Origin of the sequence: Clostridium yunnanense, from assembly GCF_016595795.1 — a bacterium.
In the GTDB taxonomy this organism is placed as follows: Bacteria; Bacillota; Clostridia; order Clostridiales; family Clostridiaceae; genus Clostridium_AR; species Clostridium_AR yunnanense.
Map to the genome: position 1 here is coordinate 202,839 of NZ_JAENHN010000059.1, position 18,035 is coordinate 220,873.

Below are 18,035 nucleotides of genomic sequence, written 5' to 3' on the forward strand. Positions count from 1 at the left end.
TTATAAGAATAAGTGATTATGTTCGGTAAGTTTTATATAGCTGAGTGTGAATATAATCACCAATAAAGCCATATATATAGAGTTGGTAAAGGACTTGCTGATATTACTGAAGCTTTTGCATTAAGCAGTCTATGTCTTACATTAAAATTATATAAAATAATGGAGGAAGAGATAGAAGATGTTTAAATTAATGATAGCAGATGATGAGGCAAGAATAAGAAGAGGAATTAGGAAAGCCGTAGCATGGGAACAACTTGATATAGAAGTTGTTGGAGAGGCAGAGGACGGAGAAATGGCTTTAAGTTTAGCTCAAGAAACATGTCCAGACATAATTCTCTTAGATATATGTATGCCATTCTTAAATGGGTTAGAGCTTATCAGTAAATTAAAAGCTTATGATAAAGAATGTATGATTATAATTATTACAGGACATGATGAGTTTGAATATATGCAGCAGGCAATAAAGCTTAAGATATTTGATTATATTCTGAAGCCTGTAAATAAGGAAAGTCTTAAGGATGCTATTACGAGAGCTATTGAGGAATTAAATAAGGTAAGAGACAGGAGAAATTATTTAGACTGGGTAAACAAACAGTTTGATAATAATATAAATACTTTAAGACATAGCTTTCTAAATAGCTGGTTAAGTGGAAATATGTCCTTTGAAGCTGTTGTTAATGAATTAAAATTTCTTAAGATAAATATAGATAATAATGTTGGAATAGTTATGATAAAGGTTTTAGATAGGTTTAATACTGAAGTAGTATCAAAAAGGTGGGATAATAGACTTCTTAGTTTTGCCATTATAAATATATGCTACGAGGTACTGGGAGACTTTGAGCCTATATTTAATTATGTTGATAATGAAGACAATATTATGATAGTTTTTAAAATAGACAATCCTTCTGAATGGATAAATATTGGTACAATTATGGAAGAGAAAATATTGAAGCATCTTAAGTTTAATATTCTTCTGGAACAAAGAAGGATTTCAAATGGTGTTGTTGGAATTAAACAAGCCTACAAATCCTTGGTAAACGTTATCAGAGGAAAGGTAATGCTTAAGCCAGTAGTGCTTTTAGCAATAAAATATATAGAAGGCAATTATTTTTCTAATGATTTAAGCTTGGAAGTTGTTGCAGAACAATTTAATGCAAATCCGTCATATCTAAGTAGAATTATAAAGCAAGAAACCGGGTCTTCTTTCATTGATTATTTGACAAACTTAAGAATCAAGAAAGCCATATTTATAATGGATGACCCAACTATAAAGATTTATCAAGTAGCAGAGATGGTAGGCTATAGTAATCAACATTATTTTTGTAAGGCATTTAAGAAGGTTATGGGAATCTCTCCAACTGAATATAGGGGAGGTAGTGGGATTGGATAGAAAAATAATAATACCTAAAAGAATAATTGGGATATTTATTTTCTTAATTATATTAGTTTTTATTTCTGTTCTAGTAGAAAGGACAAAGAAGTCTGAAGGAATAGAATTTGTAATAGGGATGTCTCAAGCAAATTTGACTGAACCCTGGCGAATATCCATGAACGAGGAAATAATAAATGAAGCAAAAAAGTACAGCAATTTAAAAATAATTTATAAGGATGCTGGAGGAGATTCAGAAAGACAGAAAAAAGATATACAAGAACTATCAGATTATGGAGTTGATTTGTTAATAGTGGCAATAGATGATTCGAAAAGGTTGACACCTTTAGTATCAGAAACATATAAAAGAATTCCTGTCATAGTTTTAGATAGGCCAGTTGAGAGCGCAGACTATACTTTGTATATCGGTCCAGACAATGAATCAATAGGTATACAAGCTGGTAAACTTGTGGTGGATCTAATTGGTAATAAACAAGGTAAGGTTATTGAAGTGCAAGGTATGCTTAATTCACCTCCAGTGATTGAAAGAAGTAAAGGGTTCAAAGAAGTATTGAAAGATCACAAAAATATAGAAATCTCTAGGACTGTTATAGGTGAGTGGCAAAGAGATGAAACTGAAGATAAAGTTTCTGAAATACTTGCAGAAGAAAAAGATATTGATGTTATATTTGCTCACAATGATTACATGGCACTTGGTGCCTATAGAGCAGCTTATAAATTAGGACTTAAAAATATTAAAGTAATTGGAGTAGATGGACTTCTAGGTGCCAATGGTGGCCTTGACTTAGTGGATAAAGGAATTCTTCAGGGAACCTTTACTTGCGAGACAGGTGGTAAGGAAGCTGTAAAATATGCTATTGAAATATTAAACAAAAAGCAAAGTATTCCTAAAGAAATAATACTCGGCAGTGATAAGATAACAAAGGAAAATTTAAATAAGTATCTTAGCAATATGGAGTTTCTTAATTAAGAGAGCACTAAGCAGCTTCACACTAATTTTAAATATTGTGGTTGAAATTAAGTGGTTATGCATCCGATGCTTTAATGAGCTTACGCAAAGAATTAATATGATTTTGTCATATTCCATGGCTAAAACTGTAAACTCACTACGTTCGAACAGTACAGTTTTTAAACGCCATTCCATCTGAAAAAATCATTTAATTCTAATAGCTCACTCATAGAGCATCTACCGCATAACCACTTAATTTCAATAATATCATTAAATGTGTCTAAACAATAAAGACCAAGCATTCATGAGAAAAGCTCTCTATTTATGCAGGGTCTTTGATTTTATAGAGCTTTTTTGTTGGGTAGGAAAATGTAAAGGTTTAAACTTAGTTATACCTAGTAATTTCAGCTGTTTATGATGAGTTTTTATTGAATACAGTAATAAGTAAAACTTATTGGACGGTAAGATTTCTCATTTCATTTGGAAAGGTAGATGCATATAAAAATCGCTTCATAAACTTCTTTATTCAGTACAAATAGTATACAAAATTGCTGATTAATGCAAATACAAAAATTAGGAGACATTATATAATAAACTTGTAAATGATTACAAAGTAATGGGGGAATAGTTATGAAATTAAAAAAATTAGTAGCACTAGCATTAACTTTAGCTTTGACAGCAACAGTAGCAATCGGTTGTGGAAGCTCTAGCACAAATAATTCAGGTGGAGATAAAAGTGCAAATACAACTACCAAAAAGTTAGTTTTGGGATTTTCACAAATAGGAGCAGAAAGTGGCTGGAGAACTGCTGAAACCAACTCAATCAAGGAAATACCTAATCTTGACTCAAATGTTGAACTCAAATTTTCTGATGCACAGCAAAAGCAAGAAAATCAGATAAAGGCTTTAAGATCCTTTATAGCTCAAAAGGTTGACGTAATTGCTTTAGCACCAGTAGTTGAAACAGGTTGGGATACTGTTTTTAAAGAAGCAAAAGATGCAAAGATTCCAATTATATTAGTTGATAGAGGTGTTAAGGTTAGTGATGATTCCTTATATTCAACTTTTATAGGCTCAGACTTTATTGCAGAAGGTAAGAGTGCAGGTAAAATATTGACTGACAAGTTTGGAAAGGATGCAAAGTTAAATATAGTTGAGCTTCAAGGAACAGTAGGAGCAAGTGCTGCAAATGACAGACAAAAAGGCTTTGCAGATTACATTAAGGACTATCCAGGATATAAAGTTATAAAATCACAATCTGGTGATTTTAGCCGTGCTAAAGGTAAAGAAGTTATGGAAGCTTTCTTAAAGTCAGAAGGTAAAAATATTCAAGCAGTTTATGCACATAATGACGATATGGCAATGGGAGCTATTCAAGCTATAGAAGAATATGGACTTAAGCCAGGCGTAGACGTTGCTATAGTTTCTATAGATGGTATTAAGGATGCTTTCCAAGCTGTAGCAGATAGAAAGAGTACAGGTGTTGTTGAGTGTAATCCGCTTCTAGGGCCTCAAATATTACAAGCTGCAAAAGACTTAGCTGCAGGTAAGACAGTAGATAAATGGATAAAATCCAATGAAGGTGTTTTTGTAGGAGATCAAGCTAAAAAAGAACTTCCAAATAGAAAGTATTAGGACTTTTAAAGCTTAAGTTGAGTTTAAGCTTAGAAAATATGTTGAAATTGAGGTGTCAGTTATCTGATACTTTAATTTCAACAATAATATTAAACATAGAGCATGTTAACAGTGCCCCCCTTGAAATTGAGGATAGTTCCAGATAATGTTTTGTATTTTGTTGAGAACACCTCAATTTCAATAATATATAGGTGATTTTAGTATAAGATAGATTGATATATAAGTTCTGTTTGATCTTATTCATAAATTAATAACCTAAAGGATCCTTCTTCAATACTTTTATGAATAACACTCTTTAGAACTTATATATTCTTTAAATAGGAACGTATTAAGATTTATATTTATTATTCAACAAAATTGTTTTGATATTTTAGGTATCATTTGTAGATATATGGTCAGAATTTTATATTCTTTATTTTAAAAGGAGGGGAGATATATGGCAGGAGATGGTGTAGTTCTAAGTATGAAGGGAATAAGTAAATCCTTTCCTGGAGTTAAAGCTCTTTCAAAGGTTGATTTTCAGCTTAGAAAGGGCGAGATTCATGCACTGATGGGTGAAAACGGTGCTGGCAAGTCTACACTAATAAAGGTTCTTACAGGAGTTTATGAGATAGATGAAGGAAGTATAACTTTAAACGGTAATGATATTAAGATTACATCAACTTATGATGCTCAGCAACATGGAATAAGTACTGTTTATCAAGAAATCAATCTTTGTCCTAACCTAACTGTAGCAGAAAATATTTATATTGGTAGACAGCCTATGAAGGCAGGAAGTATTGATTGGAAGGAAATAAATAAAAATGCAGAAAAGTTGTTAAGTGAAAGACTTAACCTAAATATAGATGTTAAAAGAATGCTCTCATCTTATTCGGTGGCAGTGCAACAAATGATTGCCATAGCCAGAGCGGTGGATATATCAAGGGGAATACTTATACTTGACGAACCTACTTCAAGCCTTGACAGTAGCGAAGTTGAGAGACTGTTTAGTATTATGAGAAAGCTTAAGAATGAGGGAATGTCTATTATATTTGTTACTCATTTTTTAGACCAGGTATATGGTATATCAGATAAGATAACTGTACTTAGAAACGGTCACATGGTAGGAAGTTATGATGCTGACAAGCTTTCTAGACTAGAGCTTGTATCTAAGATGATTGGGAAAAATATAGATGAGGTTAAAGCTCTGAGTAGTTCAAATAAAAAGGAAGAGAAGAAGTTTGCTGATGGTAATTTAATAAGTACCTCTGCATTTGGGCGAGTAGGAAGCATAGAACCTTTTGATATTGAGATTAAAAGAGGAGAAGTTTTAGGACTTGCTGGACTTTTAGGAGCAGGTAGAAGTGAATGCGCTAGGTTGATATTTGGAATAGATAAGGCTGACCACGGAAACATCAAAATAAGAGGAAAGGAGTATTCTTATATATATCCCCAAAGAGCTATTGAAGAAGGTTTTGGTTTTTGTCCAGAGGATAGGAAGGTTGAAGGAATAGTAGCACAGCTCACCATACGAGAAAATATAATTTTAGCTCTTCAGTCAAAACGTGGAGTTTTTAAATATATTCCTATGAAACAGCAGCAAGAAATTGCACAGAAATATATTGATATGTTAGATATAAAGACACCAAGTATGGAACAAAGAATTGATAATCTTAGTGGTGGAAATCAACAAAAGGTTATCTTGGCTAGATGGCTTGCAACAAATCCGGAGTTATTAATACTTGATGAACCTACAAGAGGAATTGATGTTGGTGCTAAGAGTGAAATAATGAAGCTTGTGCTTGATTTAGCTAGTGAAGGTGTAACCATAATATTTATATCTTCAGAGCTTTCTGAAATAGTAAAGTGCTGTGATAGAATATTGATTTTGAGAGATAGAAATATTATAGGAGAACTAAAAGGAGAGGAATTAGAGGAATCTAATATAATGACAACAATAGCAAAAGGAGGATTAAGCGGTGGAGAAGCTTAAATATAGAGATCAATTGAAAAAGATCTATCATTCTTCTATTTTTTGGCCACTGGTATGTCTTATAGGAATTCTTCTTTTTAATCTAATAATGAGACCTGGATTTCTTGGCTTAGAGATAAAAGATGGACACTTATTTGGAAGTCTTGTTGATATATTGAATAGAGCTACACCATTAATTCTTTTGTCTCTGGGGATGACAATAGTTATTGCAACACAAGGCATAGATATCTCCGTAGGATCTATAATTGCTATAAGCGGAGCGGTTGCAGCTACAATTATAGTTTATAGTGGAAATACTTTTCTTGCTATTGTTGTGGGAATAGCTGCAGGTCTAATTTGTGGAATGTGGAATGGAATGCTGGTGTCCTATATAGGGGTTCAGCCTATGGTGGGTACCCTTATACTATATATCGTAGGAAGAGGTATTGCTCAATTAATAACTAAGGGGCAGATATTAACTTTTACTAACAAGTCTTTTACTTTTATAGGTACAGGGTATTTGTTCCTTCCTGTGTCAGTTTATATTACTATAGCAGTGATATTAATTATATATTTACTTATGAGAAGAACTGCCTTAGGTTTATTTGTAGAAGCTGTAGGTATTAACAGCACCTCTAGTAGATACTCAGGTATAAATTCTAAAAAAGTAAAGTTCATTCTTTATGTAATAACAGGTGCATTAGCAGGCCTAGCAGGAATAATTATATGCTCAAATATAAAGAGTGCAGATGCAAACAATGCAGGACTTTGGATGGAACTTGACGCTATATTAGCTACAGTTATTGGCGGTACTTCAATGAATGGCGGAAGATTTTATCTAGGTGGAACTGTAGTTGGAGCGCTATTTATTCAGACTTTGACCACTACAATTTACAGTATGGGTGTGCCACCTGAAACAACTCTTGTTGTAAAAGCAATAGTAGTCATAGTAGTGTGTCTTATCCAAAATGAAGAGTTTAGAAAGCTTATTCTGAAGTTTACTAGCAGTAAGGGAAGGAGGCTAAAGGAATATGAGAAAGAAAGCTGTTAATTTTGCAAGGTTAAAACCAAATCAAGGGAATGCCTCGATATATGCAACTATAGCATTGTTTATATTGCTTTTTGTAGCTGGCGGTATAAAGTATGATAATTTCTTTAGTGTCCAAGTTTTTTCAAATCTTTTAATTGATAATTCATATTTGATTGCGCTAACAATTGGGGAGACTTTTACAATATTAACAGGAGGAATAGATCTTTCTGTAGGTGCAATGGTTGCTTTTGTAAGTATGATTACTGGAGCTCTACTTCAAAAGGGCGTTAATCCAATTTTAGTAATGATGTTTGTGTTATTTGTTGGAATTGTTATAGGAACTACACAAGGATATTTAATACAAAGGTTTAAGCTTCATCCTTGGATCATAACTTTGGCTGGTATGTTCTTTGCTAGAGGTGCAGCTTACCTAATAAGTGTAGATTCTATTAGTATAAACAATCCTATGTTTTCTGGCATTGCCTCATTTAGAATACATCTTGGACAAAATGCTTTTGTTTCTATAAATGTTATTGTGAGTTTACTTTTAGTAGTTGCTGCAATATATATACTAAAGTACACTAAGTTTGGAAGAAATATATATGCTATAGGAGGAAGTGAAAATTCTGCTATACTTATGGGACTTCCTGTAGCTAAAACAAAGATTTTAGTATACACTTTCTCAGGTTTTTGCTCAGCTCTTGGAGGTTTATTATATACTATTTATACTTCTTCAGGATATGGACTTCATTGCAATGGAACTGAGATGGATGCAATAGCTGCCAGTGTTATAGGTGGAGTAATCTTAACTGGAGGCTTTGGTTCTGCCATAGGTCCGCTATTTGGTGTCTTGACCACTGGAGTAATCCAAAATCTTATAATTTTCGATGGCACCCTAAATTCTTGGTGGACCAAAATAGCAGTTGGAATGTTACTATTTATATTCATAGCCCTTCAAAGGTTTATAGTGATAAAAAATGAGAAGAGAAAGACAGTTGTTACATGAAAATATGGATGAATCACTTCGTAATAAAATTTATTGTTTTTAAATTCTCTCACCATAAACCGTGAAGGTTTCAAAAAATAATTTTCTGTTCGAGGGGGTTATCTTTACATCAGGCTTATTTAAAAAATGGCCTGATTTTTTATTTACTGGGAAATATTGTAAAATAATCAGAAGTTGGATATGATTATATTAGATTTGAATTATAGTTGTTAGTTAGAAAATAAAATACATATTATTTTGAATTGGGTGATTTATGTTGAAAAATTCCATATCTACATTCTTTAATAGCAGCATAAGAAACAAGCTTATGCTTTATTTTATTTTAGTCATTTTATTGCCTGTTATAACAATAACTACTGTAAGTAATTTGATATATAATAACTCAATAAGTGATGTTCAAAATGTTAATACTGATGAGATGATTCAGCAGATAAGTACCAACGTAGATTTTTATATGAAAAACATGGAGAATATCATCAATACTTTATCTTTAGATCCCAGAGTAGTAAGTTTTTTAAACAGCAAGGAATTAAGTAATGGTAAAAATACTGAAGCAATGGAGTATGATGTCACAAAGGCAATAATGGGATTTACTCCTTTTCATCCTGAAATTGTTGGTATTATGGTTGTAAATAAAAATGATCTTTATGTAAGCGACATAATGTATAGAATATCTAGAGACCCGCTTATAAATGAAAAATGGTATATGGAAGCAGCAGATCATCCAAATAAAATTCAACTTTTCAGCAAGCCAATAGGAAGAAATATAAACAATGTATTTCAGTATTGTGCTGATGATGTAGTGTCGATGAGTAAAGCTATTATTGATGATAAAACAGGTAAATGTCTAGGTATTATACTAATTGATATTAAGCTGGATATAATCAAAAGTGTAATTGAAAGCGTTAAACCTGGTAAAACAGGGTTTGTGTATATTGTAGATTCTAATAATGAGATAGTATATACGCCAGTAAATGAAGTTGTATATAGGATAAAGGATCAGTGGGTAAAAAATTTAAAAAACAATATAATGGTTAAGAACATAAATAATAAAGACTATAAAATTATGTGCAAGGGATCTGAATACACCCAGTGGAAGACTGTAGGAGTATTTCCTTTAGATGAGAGTACAAAAACGTTAAGATATATTAAATATTATTCTTTGGCTGTAGCAATACTGACCATTGTGCTTGCAGCAATACTTGCAATGATATTTACTCGTTCTATAGTGAATCCTATTACTAAATTAAGAAAGCTTATGAAAAGAACTGAGGAAGGGGACCTTAATGTATTTTTTAGAAGTAAATATGGTGATGAAATAGGTGAACTCGGAAATTCTTTTAACAATATGATTGAAGAGATAAAAAATTTAATACACTTGGTGCAAGCAGAAGAAAAGAGTAAAAGGAAAGCTGAAATAAGTATACTTCAAGCCCAGATAAAACCACATTTCTTATATAATACTTTAGATACAATTCAATGGATGGCTGAAGAACATGATGCACAGGATATTATCGAGGTAGTAAATGCACTTACTACTCTCTTAAGAATAGGGCTTAGCAAGGGTAATGAGATAGTTACTGTTAGAGATGAAATAATGCATATAGAAAGCTACCTTATTATCCAGAAAGTTAGATATGAGGATAAGCTAGACTATGAGATAAAGATTCAAGAGGATATGATGAACTTTGAAGTGACTAAGCTTATATTGCAGCCTATAGTAGAAAATGCAATATATCATGGTATAAAAGAAAAAAGGGGAAAGGGAAAAATATTAATTGAAGGTGAGATTGTTGATAAAAAGCTTTGCTTCACGATAACTGATAATGGAGCAGGCATGAGCGAGGAGAGGATGAAGAAGTTAAATAAAGTACTTCACGGTAAAAATCCTGGAGAAATTAAACTAGGCTTTGGAGTATATAATGTTAATGAAAGAATAAGATTATCATATGGAGAGGAATTTGGTCTTGAGTTTCAAAGTACTGAGAATATTGGAACTAAGGTAAAGGTGTGGCATCCTTTAATAACTGGAGTATAAAATTTTTAGAGAATCCATGCTGAAATTTTATTGACTTCTAGTATACTCTAGGGAGTATAGTTTTTATATGAATGTAAAGCTTTAGATTTTTTACTGTATAGACCAGTTATATAAAAATATAAAAAAATTATGTCTGTTAAACCTAGATAATTCAGTATTTTTAGAAGCTTTTATGGTCGTACAGTAAAAATAATATTCAATAAGGTGTTGGAGGTAATGATTTTATGATTAAGAGGAAGTTTGGTAATACAGGTTTTGAGATTACTCCAGTTATATACGGTGGTATAGTATCAATGAGAGATGGGCAAGAAGCTTCTGATAACTATGTTTCATGGGCCATTGATAGAGGAATTAACTATTTTGATGTAGCTCCATCTTATGAAGATGCACAAGAAAAGTTAGGTAAATCCCTTATCCCATATCGTAAAAATATATATCTTGCTTGTAAAACTACATGTAGAATGAAGGTAGATGCACAAAAAGAATTCGAAGAATCTTTCCGTATGCTGCACACGGACTATCTTGATGTCTATCAAATGCATGCTTTAAGTAAGGAAGAAGATGTGGAAAAAGCGTTTGGTCCACATGGAGTTATGGAAATGATGGTGAAGGCCAAAGAACAAGGGTTAGTTAGAAAATTAGGTATCACCTGTCATAATGAAGCTGTTGCTTTAAAAGCAATGTCTCTTTATGATTTTGATACGGTACTATTTCCCTTGAACTGGCATATGAACATAGGACACGATATGGGAACAAAGCTATGCAGGAAAGCCAAAGAAAAAGGTATGGGAGTAGTTGGTATGAAACAGCTTATAGAAAGGGCATGGCTTAATGGGGATGAAAGAGAAAAATCACCATTTCCAAAGTCCTGGTGCAAACCAATAGACCTTGAAGACAAAAAACTACGACTTGCTGCTATGAAATATACTCTTTCACTTGGAGTTGATGCTTTAGTTCCACCAGGGGATTTTGTGAACTTTTCATTTGTCGTTGAAAATATTGAAGATTGTTTAAAAAATCCTTTAACTGATGAGGATTTAAAGTTTTTAAGAGAAAATTATGAAAAGGTAAAGGATTATCCGTTTTTTAAAGTACAAATTTAAAACTATATAATGTCAAAACTCAGTGTTGAAATTAATTAGTTTACCTATAGAATATATGTTTAAAATCAAAAGACGGGCTTCGATATAAAAAATCGAAGCCCGCTTATATTCATTCCCAAGTTTTATGACAACATAACTAAAATATCTCTATATTCTTCAAACAGTAAATCATTTTCTAAAACTCATATTTATGAAAGTGAGTTTGTTACTTCTTTCCACCATAGCTTTGATAAGTTGCATAAACTGCATTTGCATATTGATCTGCTAAGATTGGACGACCATAAGAATCAGTTGCACCTGGGTACCAGTTTGGTCCTCCATTATAGTGTAATAAGCCGCTGTATACACTACCAAATTGAACTATATTAGCATTTAAGATCAATGCTCCTAAATATACTTGGTCTTGGTAGCTTCCGTGATTATAAGCACGGCCGAATTTTGCTTGGAATTGTGATGCATAAGCGTTTCTTGTGTTAGGTTCTACTTGCATTAAGCCGTCACCAGCAGATGGACTACCACCTAAACCAGCTCCGAAAGAACTTTCTTTTTTAATAACAGCACATAGTAATAAAGAAAAATCACCAGTATTACCATACACTTTGTCAGCATTCATTGTGTATGTCCAAATATCATTTGGAACTTCACCAGGTTTTGTTACAGTAGGGGAAGTACCTCCATTAACTTGAACTATATTCCACTTTTGAGCAGCGGTACCGTTGTCTGTAAATATATCAACATTAGTGTAATCAGCAGTTCCAGCTGCATATACATCAAGAGCCTTATTGCTATTAGCATTGATTATTTTATAAGATCCATCACTATTTGATACCAGTCTCCATTTTTGAGCTGCGGTACCATTGTCATCATAGATATCAACATTGGTATAATCAGCAGTTCCAGCTGCATATACATCAAGAGCCTTCCAACTATTCTTGTTAATTATCTTATATGTTCCGTCTGAATTAGCGACGATGTTCCATTGCTGAGCTGCAGTTCCATTATCAGTGAAAATATCAACATTTGTATAATTATCAGTTCCAGCAGAATAAACATCAAGAGCTTTACCGCTACCAACATTAATGATTTTATAGGTTTGTCCAGAAACAACTGCTGCTGAAGCTTTTAAAGGTTTAGCAACTGCTAGAGTAGTAACAGTTACTGCTGCCATAGCTATAAAGGTTGCAGCCTTTTTTATAAGGGTTTTTTTAATCATTTTTAACACATCCTTATTATTTTATTAGTATTAGATTTGGTAAATCATTTTCTTAACTTGTGGTAAGTAATGTTTGGTTTTTAAAATGAATTTTACTGAATTGAGAATATTCATAGATATTAGGTAATGTTATAAGTATTGGAATGTAGACTATAGAACTAAAACAACTACTTTTTTATATGGATGTACTACCTCATAATAAAAGTTATATTTCTTAATATTCTCACTAGAATCCGTGAAAGGTTTAAAGATAGATTTCGGTTCGAACTAGTACATCTTTAGAAGTTTTATTTATAGAGCTAAGAATAAATTAATAATTGAAGCTAGAACCTTATAGTTAGTTGATAAAAAATTAAGATATTTTGCTAGCTAAATAGCTTTAGATGGATTTAATGATTGAAATATATAAGTCATTAAGAGAAAACGATTTATATAATAGCTAGAATATATGAAAGGATTTGCAACTTAAGTGATTTATTAAAGCTAATTTCTCTTTCTAAGAAATGTTTTTGAAGAATTTGATATTGTTGAAATTAACTAAATATTATTGCCTTAAGTTGTTATACAATTTAAATTATTGATTATATTCATTATTGTAACAAAAGAATTAATATATGTCAATTTATTTGCTGTTAAACAATTTTGAAATATCATTTTTATATATTATTGTGTATACAAATTATAGTACTAATGCAATCGTCATGAAGTTAAAATTGTTAATATCTATGGGAATATATGATATAATGTTAAGATAAGGAAAATAAAAGTATTAATACTTTTTAAGATAATAATAAGGTGCTGTTAAAGTACTATATTAACATTAGGTAGTTAGCCATCATAAGCTTTAATGAGTTTACACAAAGAATTAATATAAAAGGGTGATGTTATGGAAAAGGTTGCTTTATTAAAATGCACCGAATACAATGTTGACACAATTGAAAAAAAACTAAGAGAAGGCTTTGAATTATTAGGAGGAAGTTCTTTTTTGAGAAAGTTAATACCTAAAAATAGCAAGGTTTTACTGAAACCTAATTTTCTAAGTGTGGTTGAAAAAGGTTCTATTGTAATAACCCATTATGCTATGTTTGAAGCGGTTATAAGAATTGTTAAGGAGTATAGTGATGATATAGTGTTTGGAGATTCACCAGCTTCTGATAACAATAAGAAGGCTGCTGAGCAATCAGGGCTTATGGAAGTTGCTGAGAGATATGGAGTTAAGTTTGTTGATTTTAATGAGGAAGTCCATGTAGAACTTAAGAATCCTATAATGTATAAGTTTTGGAACATTGCTAGGGCTCCTTATGAGGCTGATGTAGTTATAACGCTTCCGAAATTAAAGACTCATGCGATGATGTATTATACAGGAGCTGTGAAAAATCAATTTGGTTGTGTACCTGGCTCTAAGAAGGCACAGTGGCATACAAAATCACCAGATGCTATTAATTTCAGTAAAATGCTCTTGGATTTAAATTCTGTTGTGAATACAAATTTTGCTATACTTGATGGTATACTAGCAATGGAAGGCAATGGACCTAGAAATGGAACTGCTAAAAGGATGGATACTATTATAATGGGAAAATGCCTTACAGCAGTTGATTCGACGGCTGTAAGATTAATTGGTTATGATAATGTACTAGCTGTACCGTTTTTAAAGGTGGCAAATGAAACAAAATGGGGAGCTGTACTTCCAGAAGAAATAGAGGTTCTTGGGGAAAAAATAGAGGATATGAAGTGTAAAGATTTTAAATTATCCCGTAGCGCAAAAGTAGTTAATTTTATTACTCCATCTGTAAATAAGTTAGCAGTATCTTTAGCTGCTCCTGACCCAGTTGTAATTGCAGATAAATGTGTAGGTTGCAAAAGATGCGCAGAGGTTTGTCCTGAAAAACCAAATGTTATAACCTTTAAAAAGGATAATGATAAGTTGATTCCAAAGTGGAATTATAGTAAATGTATTCGCTGCTTTTGCTGTCAAGAACTATGTCCAATGGGAGCAATAGAAACAAGAGAAAAGAAATTAAGTAAGATGCTAGGTTTAAGATAGTAAGTACTATAAATTTCAACAATAATATTAAATATAGATAAACCAGTTCCAAATAGAATCTATAAATAAGGTAAACTACCATTAATAGCCAAAATCGCTTCTAGTATATTTAAGTTTATAGAACTGGATTATCTATATAAGCTAAAAAAGAATTCCTTTAACTAAAAGATACCTTATATTGAAGATTATTATTTAAAAATCTTCAATATAAGGTACCCTATAGTAATAGGATTCTTTTATTTTACACTGAATTTAATAAACTCTTCTATATCTTTACAACACTGATTTTTTATATACAAAATATGATATAGGAATCATGATAATAAAGATAATTATAAAAGTAGATAAAAGCATTAACGACAATTGTAGGGTTATAATGCCTAAGTTTATGAACTTTGCAAGATAAATTACAATGTGGACTAAAGGTATTATTATAGCTACACCATATAGTAATATTAATTCTTGCTTTATAATTTTTTTAATTTGCTTTGTATGATATCCTAGTAATTGCAATTGCATGAATATATGCTTTCTGTAAGAGGCTTCAATCATAAACTTGTACAAAATACTAATGCCAAGTGATACAATAGCACAAATATATACGAAAATACCCATAACCTTAACTTGGTATGATTCACCATAGGATCCGATTATAAAAACAAGGGACACTGTGGATATTGCTAAGGTTACAATAAGAAAGTTCATCTTTCTTAAAGAGTAGTGGAGATTACTTAGTGAAATTAATTTAATTTCATCACCAGCAAATACATTTTTTTTAAGACTTAATATTTTATCTGGAAAAAAGGCTGTTAATAATTTGTGTATTCCAATAACGGAGAAAAGTAAATAAAAAACCATTAAACCATAAAAGTTTTTTGAATTTAAAAAAAGTACTGTTATAGGAAGAAAATAAAGGAGTATAGAGATTATATTGTTTGGTGTTATGGACTTAGTTTTGTGCGGTGTTTCGGATTTGGATTTTTCCAAAAAAGGGAATAACTTTTTTATATTTTCAATTTCTGGGATAGTTATTTTTTTTGCATGAGGAGTATAAAGTTGTCTTTGTCCATAAATTAAATCTTTTATCTCTTTATGAAATAGATATCCATAGTCTCCACCTATTATATAAGGGCACATTATAAGCATAACTATTATAAAAGTAATTAGTATACTATCTGAAGTAGTTGAATATATATTTTGCTGAGCACCTAATAATTTATACATAACTACGGATACTACAGGCAATGAAATCAATCCTAATAGTATACCAATTATACTTCCTACAATGCCAAGCAAAAAAGTTTGAAAGCTTAAAAGACCAATGAGTTTAGTAGAACATACTCCATTTAGTTCTGCAATAGCAAGCTCCTTTGTCTTAGAAGTAATAAAGTAGGAGTTTGCGAAGAACACCATAAATAATAATAGTATTGTTAGCCCAAACAAAAGCACTTGGCAAAGTTGTGAGGTAGTACCCCTAAGAGACGTATAATTATTGTCATCCATCATAGCATATCCGATAAATAAAGTAGCTACTGAAAAGATTACGAATAGAAGATAAAGCACGGTTTGTTTAAGATCTGTTTTAAGCATTTTTAAAGCGAATTTGTAAGTTCCCATATTAGCCTCCTATAACATTTGGTATAATTGCGATGTTTACGTATACATCCAGCTGAAAAATATAAAAGTTTTTTAGAAAATAAATCTATCAGCTAAGGCTGTAGTTTTGTAAAAATCAAAGTGTAAAAATTAAATGTCACTATATAGTGACAATATCATTATACATCCAAGTAGAAGTATATACAAATATGGAATTTACTGAATATTTATCGTTGTATCTACTCTATAGCTGTTTTTCTTCCTTTTTATACTTGTACTTATAGTATGGTTTAAGTCTGTTACTGATTTTTATACACAAATCTAATTGAATTATGGTTTTCTACGAAGGAGGTAAGTGTTATTCATTGTAATTTTGGAAGGTATTTCTTCCATGGGGTATTCCTAAAGATTTAAAAACTCTCCCATCAGTAGGAGAGTTATATGTTTGAATTATTATTAAAACTTATTGATAATTCATAAGCTTTCAAACTAATTATAGTTATATGGAAAAGTGTATATTTGCTGAATTATCTAACTTCCACTCCAATTAGTGCAGCAAGAGTTATTGTTTGAGCAGTTGATACAATCATTCCTTCCAAGTCTGGAATTCTAGCAGCTATGCCATCAATTTCTGAACTTCTAAAATCAATTCCTTTTAGCTTAGTGTTGAAGAATTGACTTTCAGTAAGATCTGATTCTTTAAATTCTAACTTAGTAAATTTACTTTCTTGAAAATCTGAGTAACGTAAATGACAGTGATCAAATAGTACTAGATTACAATCTACAAATCTGAAAAGTGAGTATTGCCCATTACATTCCTTAAAAAAAACGTTTTTTAAAGTCGAATCAGTAAAATTAATACCGACTAACTTACAGTTTATAAACTCAACTCTATGAAAAGAGGATTCTGAAAAATCTACATTACATAAATCGCAATTTTCAAATCTAACATCTACTAAATCAGATTTTTGGAATGAAACATTGTTAATAGTAGTATTTTCAAACACGACTTCATTAAATGAAACTTTATTTGCTTCGTGATATTTTAAGGAACAATCTTTTATATATGATTCTGTTATTGAATCATAGTCTGCTATGTTGCCCTCAGAAAGCTCAAAAGGTGATAAATCATTAAGTAATTTAGGTTTTATTATTTTTATTGAGTTTTTTTTCTCCATAATAAATTCATCCTTATCTTCTATATTTGTATATTTAAATTTTTAAAAAGGTTGCTAAATTTTACTCATTAATTGTTGCATAAATCATATTAATTTGTCCAATAATATTTACAGAAAAATTCTAAAGAGATTTTAAAAAGGTATTCTTTGAAAGCTCGTTTAACTCTATTCTATCTAGAATATAAACAGTTTTATTATCTAATCTTATAACATTTTTTGCTTCTAATTCTTTAAAAGTTCTACCTAAGTGTCTAGTGGTGGTTCCTAAAAATTGAGCAATTTCTTTAAAGCTTGAATCTAAAACTATATTATCTTCCTCAGTTAAATGCTCTATTAAATAACTAGCAAGTCTATTACTAAGTGGATATACAAAATTATAGGAACTATTATTAATTGTTGAGTCAAGTTTTTCACTTAAGGAATCTATAAGATAATGAAGAAACTTAGTATTATCAATATAATATTTTCTAATTATATTTGCAGGTACTGCAATAAGATAAGTATCTTCAACTGCCTCTACATTACAGCGAATTGGTTTGTTTTTTAATATTTCTATATCACCTATGAAGATAAAATCTTTATAGAATTTCAACAGCATTGACTTACCATTTTCAAAAAGATAAAAAATTTTTAACTTTCCATCTACAAGCATATATAGATATTCTAACTCTGATTCTGAATGCAGTACAAATTCATCTTTTTTATAAAAATGTAGCTCGCAGCAGTTTATTATGTCTTTATCAAATATATTTTCAATATTATTTTTAGTAAAATAATCATTTAATAACTCTTTATTTAATATTCTTTTCATAAATCCTCCTGTACAGGACAAATGTCCTATTTGAATCTATATAAATGGTATAAATTATTTATAAAGCATTTACAAAGTAATGTAAAGTTTA

Annotated in this window: 13 protein-coding genes; 9 read left to right on the plus strand and 4 right to left on the minus strand. The window is 31.0% G+C overall.

Annotated elements, in window-relative coordinates:
• Positions 1–178 precede the first annotated feature (178 nt).
• From JHL18_RS22190 to JHL18_RS22225, 8 genes are all read left to right on the plus strand, one after another.
• Positions 179–1,390 carry a response regulator transcription factor gene (locus JHL18_RS22190; RefSeq protein ID WP_200273320.1) on the plus strand — a complete coding sequence of 404 codons (1,212 nt, stop codon included), beginning with the start codon at positions 179–181 and terminating at the stop codon, positions 1,388–1,390.
• Positions 1,383–2,360: a substrate-binding domain-containing protein gene (locus JHL18_RS22195; protein WP_243278111.1), complete on the plus strand. Its 978-nt coding sequence runs from the start codon at positions 1,383–1,385 to the stop codon at positions 2,358–2,360. Before JHL18_RS22190 ends, JHL18_RS22195 begins: the two co-directional genes overlap by 8 nt.
• A 609-nt stretch (positions 2,361–2,969) precedes the next feature.
• Complete coding sequence (locus JHL18_RS22200; RefSeq protein WP_200273322.1) at positions 2,970–3,974, plus strand: ABC transporter substrate-binding protein; 1,005 nt, start codon at positions 2,970–2,972, stop codon at positions 3,972–3,974.
• Between the two features lie 436 nt (positions 3,975–4,410).
• Positions 4,411–5,946 (plus strand): sugar ABC transporter ATP-binding protein, encoded by a 1,536-nt coding sequence (locus JHL18_RS22205; protein WP_200273324.1) that lies wholly within the window; start codon positions 4,411–4,413, stop codon positions 5,944–5,946.
• On the plus strand, positions 5,933–6,976 hold the full coding sequence (locus JHL18_RS22210) for an ABC transporter permease (protein ID WP_338025501.1): 1,044 nt from the start codon (positions 5,933–5,935) through the stop codon (positions 6,974–6,976). Before JHL18_RS22205 ends, JHL18_RS22210 begins: the two co-directional genes overlap by 14 nt.
• Positions 6,957–7,961 carry a galactofuranose ABC transporter, permease protein YjfF gene (gene yjfF, locus JHL18_RS22215; protein ID WP_200273326.1) on the plus strand — a complete coding sequence of 335 codons (1,005 nt, stop codon included), beginning with the start codon at positions 6,957–6,959 and terminating at the stop codon, positions 7,959–7,961. Before JHL18_RS22210 ends, yjfF begins: the two co-directional genes overlap by 20 nt.
• 253 nt (positions 7,962–8,214) lie before the next feature.
• Positions 8,215–9,999: a cache domain-containing sensor histidine kinase gene (locus JHL18_RS22220; RefSeq protein ID WP_200273328.1), complete on the plus strand. Its 1,785-nt coding sequence runs from the start codon at positions 8,215–8,217 to the stop codon at positions 9,997–9,999.
• 224 nt (positions 10,000–10,223) lie between these two features.
• Positions 10,224–11,102 (plus strand): aldo/keto reductase, encoded by an 879-nt coding sequence (locus tag JHL18_RS22225; RefSeq protein ID WP_200273330.1) that lies wholly within the window; start codon positions 10,224–10,226, stop codon positions 11,100–11,102.
• 205 nt (positions 11,103–11,307) lie between these two features.
• Here the strand turns inward: JHL18_RS22225 and JHL18_RS22230 are convergent, their stop codons facing one another.
• The gene (locus tag JHL18_RS22230) at positions 11,308–12,315 is read right to left on the minus strand and encodes an RICIN domain-containing protein (protein WP_200273332.1); all 1,008 of its coding nucleotides are present in this window, start codon (positions 12,313–12,315) and stop codon (positions 11,308–11,310) included.
• An 886-nt stretch (positions 12,316–13,201) separates the two neighbouring features.
• Here JHL18_RS22230 and JHL18_RS22235 point away from each other — a divergent pair.
• Positions 13,202–14,359, plus strand: coding sequence for a DUF362 domain-containing protein (locus JHL18_RS22235; protein ID WP_200273334.1), 1,158 nt, complete (start codon positions 13,202–13,204; stop codon positions 14,357–14,359).
• A gap of 273 nt (positions 14,360–14,632) precedes the next feature.
• On the opposite strand, the gene JHL18_RS22240 is transcribed toward JHL18_RS22235, so the two are convergent.
• The 3 genes from JHL18_RS22240 to JHL18_RS22250 form a co-directional block, all read right to left on the minus strand.
• Positions 14,633–15,976 (minus strand): FtsX-like permease family protein, encoded by a 1,344-nt coding sequence (locus tag JHL18_RS22240; RefSeq protein ID WP_200273336.1) that lies wholly within the window; start codon positions 15,974–15,976, stop codon positions 14,633–14,635.
• 506 nt (positions 15,977–16,482) lie between these two features.
• Positions 16,483–17,133: a pentapeptide repeat-containing protein gene (locus JHL18_RS22245; protein ID WP_200273338.1), complete on the minus strand. Its 651-nt coding sequence runs from the start codon at positions 17,131–17,133 to the stop codon at positions 16,483–16,485.
• Positions 17,134–17,254: 121 nt separating this feature from the next.
• Entirely contained in the window at positions 17,255–17,944 is a 690-nt protein-coding gene (locus JHL18_RS22250; RefSeq protein WP_200273340.1) for a Crp/Fnr family transcriptional regulator, read from the minus strand.
• Positions 17,945–18,035: the final 91 nt, after the last annotated feature.